The 4,045-nt window shown below is 46.1% G+C and carries 5 protein-coding genes; 2 read left to right on the top strand and 3 right to left on the bottom strand.

Annotation, left to right across the window (positions count from 1 at the left end):
- Nucleotides 1–214: 214 nt before the first annotated feature.
- Together queE and queC are read left to right on the top strand one after the other, a co-directional pair.
- Nucleotides 215–865: a 7-carboxy-7-deazaguanine synthase QueE gene (queE, locus tag CAG65_RS15615; protein WP_040902637.1), complete on the top strand. Its 651-nt coding sequence runs from the start codon at nt 215–217 to the stop codon at nt 863–865.
- Nucleotides 866–876: 11 nt separating this feature from the next.
- Nucleotides 877–1,569, top strand: coding sequence for a 7-cyano-7-deazaguanine synthase QueC (gene queC / locus CAG65_RS15610; RefSeq protein WP_161454239.1), 693 nt, complete (start codon nt 877–879; stop codon nt 1,567–1,569).
- 46 nt (nt 1,570–1,615) lie between these two features.
- On the opposite strand, the gene CAG65_RS15605 is transcribed toward queC, so the two are convergent.
- From CAG65_RS15605 to CAG65_RS15595, 3 genes are all read right to left on the bottom strand, one after another.
- Complete coding sequence (locus CAG65_RS15605) at nt 1,616–1,972, bottom strand: DUF2750 domain-containing protein (RefSeq protein ID WP_021705594.1); 357 nt, start codon at nt 1,970–1,972, stop codon at nt 1,616–1,618.
- A gap of 108 nt (nt 1,973–2,080) precedes the next feature.
- Nucleotides 2,081–2,692 (bottom strand): OmpA family protein, encoded by a 612-nt coding sequence (locus tag CAG65_RS15600; protein ID WP_021705595.1) that lies wholly within the window; start codon nt 2,690–2,692, stop codon nt 2,081–2,083.
- Nucleotide 2,693: 1 nt separating this feature from the next.
- Nucleotides 2,694–3,998, bottom strand: coding sequence for a TolC family outer membrane protein (locus tag CAG65_RS15595; protein WP_161454238.1), 1,305 nt, complete (start codon nt 3,996–3,998; stop codon nt 2,694–2,696).
- Between the last annotated feature and the right edge of the window lie 47 nt (nt 3,999–4,045).

The raw sequence follows: 4,045 nt of genomic DNA, 5'->3' as shown, positions 1-4,045 counted from the left end.
GCAAGGTGCCATCCATATCCAGAGCGATGAGTTTAAACATGACTTACCCGAAAAATGAAAAAGAACTTGCAGCTTAATTTAGAGTGAGATTTGGATCAAATAATGAAATACTCACTGGTTTAATTTGACCTGGTGCGGAGAGTCATTTAAGGTCTCCGTCCTGCTAATTTGAATCACTGATTAGGCTGAGTGTAAGTTGTACAAAGTTAACGAAATGTTCGAGACCATTCAGGGGGAAGGTATTTTTACCGGTGTGCCTTCTGTATTCGTTCGTCTGCAAATTTGCCCTGTTGGATGTGCGTGGTGTGATACTAAGCAAACCTGGACAGCGGAAGCAGAGGATGAGCGCACAATCGGGGATATTCTTTTGAAAACGGAAGATTCGCCCACTTGGTGTCGACAAACGGCCGAACAGATTGTTGCTACGTATAAACAGCAAGGCTATCGTGCAAAGCATATTGTTATCACTGGCGGTGAGCCATGTATTTATGATTTGAGGCCTTTGTCTGAAGCTTTCGAGGCGATCGGTTGTCAATGTCAAATTGAAACCAGTGGTACTTCTGAAGTGTTAACGTCAGAGAAAACTTGGGTGACAGTGTCACCAAAGGTGGCCATGAAAGGAAAACTGCCAGTACTCGACAGCGCGTTGTTGCGTGCGAATGAAGTGAAACATCCCGTGGCGACGCAAAAGGACATCGATCAGCTTGACGTGCTCTTACAGCGTGCCGGAGTGCCCGAATCGACACCCATAGCTTTACAGCCAATCAGTCAAAAACCACGCGCGACGCAGCTGTGTATCGATACTTGTATTGAACGCAACTGGCGACTGTCGATTCAGACACACAAATATTTAAGCATCGCATAAAGGAATTCGTCATGAAAAAAGCAGTCGTTGTATTTAGCGGTGGACAGGACTCGACAACCTGTCTGGTGCAGGCGCTCAAAGAGTTTGATGAAGTGCATGCCATCACTTTTGATTATGGTCAGCGTCACAAGTTAGAGATTGAAGTGGCACAAAAGCTGGCAAGTGAGTTGGGGGTGAAGGCTCACAAAGTGATGGATGTTGGCCTGCTCAATGAACTGGCGATCAGTTCGTTAACACGTGATGATATTCCGGTATCGCATGAGTTACAGGAGAATGGCCTGCCGAATTCGTTCGTACCTGGTCGCAATATTCTGTTTCTGACGTTAGCTGGTATCTATGCGTATCAGATTGGCGCGGATTGTGTGATCACCGGCGTTTGTGAAACAGATTTTTCTGGCTATCCGGATTGCCGCGATGAATTCGTGAAGTCTATGAACGATGCTCTTGTTAAGGGCATGGATCGTCAACTGATGATCCGCACACCGTTAATGTGGCTGAATAAAGCAGAGACCTGGGCGCTGGCCGATCAATATGACGCGTTATCCCTGATCCGTGAGAAAACGCTCACATGCTATAACGGCATCATCGGTGATGGCTGTGGTGGTTGTCCATCGTGTGATCTGCGCAGGGCAGGTCTGAACGATTATCTGGACAATCGCGAAACCGTGATGACTGAGCTGGTGAGAAAACAACAAGCGAATTAAAAAAGCCTCTCAATTGAGAGGCTTTTTATCACAAATGCGCGTTTCGTTAGTCAGCCAGATACAGTTTTGCCAGCTCTGCTGGCTCCATCTCTTTGCCTTCCAGATTTGCATTCCAGTTGGTTCCAACCAGAACACCGTCTTCGTCCAGTGTGATCAACCAGTCTTCAACAAAAATATCCAGTGGAATTTCCAGGACTTCGAAGTCTGCCCACTCTTCAACATTGTGGGTTACTGCATCTTCTTTCGATGACCAGAAAGGCATCACTTCACTGTTTTCAAATTCAGTAGAGTCACAAGCCAGCCAACCGTCTTCATTTCTCAGGCCCCAAACCAGTTTACTTTGTTTGGTCTCTTCGATGAAAAGTTTCAGGTTTGCTTCGATATCTGCAGTCAGTTTGCTCATTTTGAAATTCTCGATGTGAAAAACGCCGTAAGAGTAACACTTTCAAGCTCGGAACACATTACCAAATAAAAAGAAAGGAGCGACTCGCGCTCCTTTTCTTGTCCGGGCTTATTGGCCGCGTTTGGTAAAGATTGTCCACTCTTTTTTGTATGTGCCTTTATGGCCGACAACCCGGGCCACGACCTTACGGTTCATTGCATGGCTGGTTTCATCGGTGCCAATTTCAGACAAATGGGTATCGCCATAGCCGACGATTTTTACACGATTGGGTTCTACACCTTCACGCAACAGAACCTGCTCAACTGCCGTCGCGCGACGTTTTGACAGTGCCAGGTTATGGTTGGCTGAGCCGACTTTACTCGCGTAACCCTGAATTTCGATTTTTGTCTCAGGGTATTCCTTCATAAAGTCTGCCATTTCATCGATCTGACGATAGAACAAAGGTTCGATAACGGAAGAATCGTTAGCAAACAGAATATGCAGCTGTAGCTGTTCGGACTGATTGATATAAAGTTCACATCCATTGTTATCGATTTCTGCTCCTTCCGGAGTCTCTGGGCAAAGGTCACGCGCGTTGACGACACCATCGTTGTCGTCGTCTTGCAGATCAGATACCTGAGTTGCTTCCGGGGTCGGCGTATATTCGTATTCATCTTCCGCGTTGGCGTTACTTGCGACAACCAAAGATGCAATCAGTGCAGGCAATAGTAGTTTATTCATATTAATACTCCACCGGCTTATTCCATTTTTCTGGTGTGTCAACCAGTAGGGCATCCAGCAAGCCACCGGTCGCGTTCAACACTCGATACTTGGCGTACTGCTCATCGTATTTTGCGTCCAAGTAACCTTTGCGTGCGTCAAACAATTCATTCTCAGTGTTGAGCACATCTAACAGTGTACGTTTGCCAAGTTTATATTGTTTCTCGTACGCAATTACGGTGTCCGAGGCGGAGTCCACGTGATTCGCCAGAAACTGTTTTTGTTTCGAGGTGAAGGTCAATGCACTCCAGGATAAACGCAGGCCTTCTTCCACACTACGATAGGTACGATCGCGGAAATCTTTGGCTTTATTCATTTGGTATGCCGCACTTTGTGTACGGTCTGCGTCTGAACCACCATTATAGAGATTGTAACGCATACGCAGCATTGCAGAGAACTCTTTGCTTTCTCCCTCAATCCCCGCGGCATCATCGCGCCAGCTTTGTGCCGCTTCAACAGAAAGGGTCGGATAATTAACACCTTTCGATTGCTCATACTGGAAACGAGCCGAGTCAACATCAGCCTGCGCAACTTTGATAACTGGGTGATGTTTGTATGCGTTGGAAAGGGCATCATCAACCGTAAATGGTAATTTTGCATGATCCGCACGAGGGAAGGTTAACCCTTGTGGCGTTTCGCCGACCAAAGTTTTAAATTGGGTATGCGTATCATAAAGGTTGTTCTGGGCGGCCAGAAGATTACCATGCGCCTTCGCCAGACGAGCTTCTACCTGAGAAAGATCCGCGGTTGAACCAATCCCTGAATCCACGCGTTTTTTAATATCTTCGTAGATATCTTCATGCACGCGAAGATTGCTTTCAGACAATTGTAATACTTCAAACGCTTTGGTCGCGTCTAAATACGTTTTGGCGATTTGTAAAGCGATATCCTGAGCATCTGCGATCAACTGAAATCTAACGGATTCTGCATCGGCAGACGTTCTGTCTATATCATTTAGAGTCGCATTACCATCCCACAGTAATTGGGTCAGGGTTAAAGACGCTTCTTTTCGGGTTAATTCGTTTTCTGTACCTGAAGCCAGATCAACGTTCTCGTAGCCAATTCCCGCATCTAAATCTAATTTAGGCAGGTAGGCTCCCGTTGCAGCATCTGCGTCGTATTTTTTACTAACAAACTCGTTATAAGAAGCTTTTATATTTGGGTTTGTAGCTAGCGCATTGGCTACGGCTTGTTCTAATGTTTGACTTTGCGCCGGAAAACTCAGAGCGATCAAACAGCTTAGAGTTTTCATTTTATTCCAGTTCACTCTCGATCTCCTTAAAAGGAACCACGGATCAGTGGGCAGATCTATAC

The organism is Vibrio sp. V39_P1S14PM300, assembly GCF_009904765.1.
Classification (GTDB): domain Bacteria; phylum Pseudomonadota; class Gammaproteobacteria; order Enterobacterales; family Vibrionaceae; genus Vibrio; species Vibrio proteolyticus.
Note: the sequence above shows the minus strand (reverse complement) of the source record. Positions and strands in the feature narration are given on the sequence as shown.

Excerpts from the sequence above, each read along its gene's own strand:
- queE (WP_040902637.1), top strand. The coding sequence starts at position 215 with ATGTTCGAGACCATTCAGGGGGAAGGTATTTTTACCGGTGTGCCTTCT.
- queC (WP_161454239.1), top strand. The coding sequence starts at position 877 with ATGAAAAAAGCAGTCGTTGTATTTAGCGGTGGACAGGACTCGACAACC.
- CAG65_RS15605 (WP_021705594.1), bottom strand. The coding sequence starts at position 1,972 with ATGAGCAAACTGACTGCAGATATCGAAGCAAACCTGAAACTTTTCATC.
- CAG65_RS15600 (WP_021705595.1), bottom strand. The coding sequence starts at position 2,692 with ATGAATAAACTACTATTGCCTGCACTGATTGCATCTTTGGTTGTCGCA.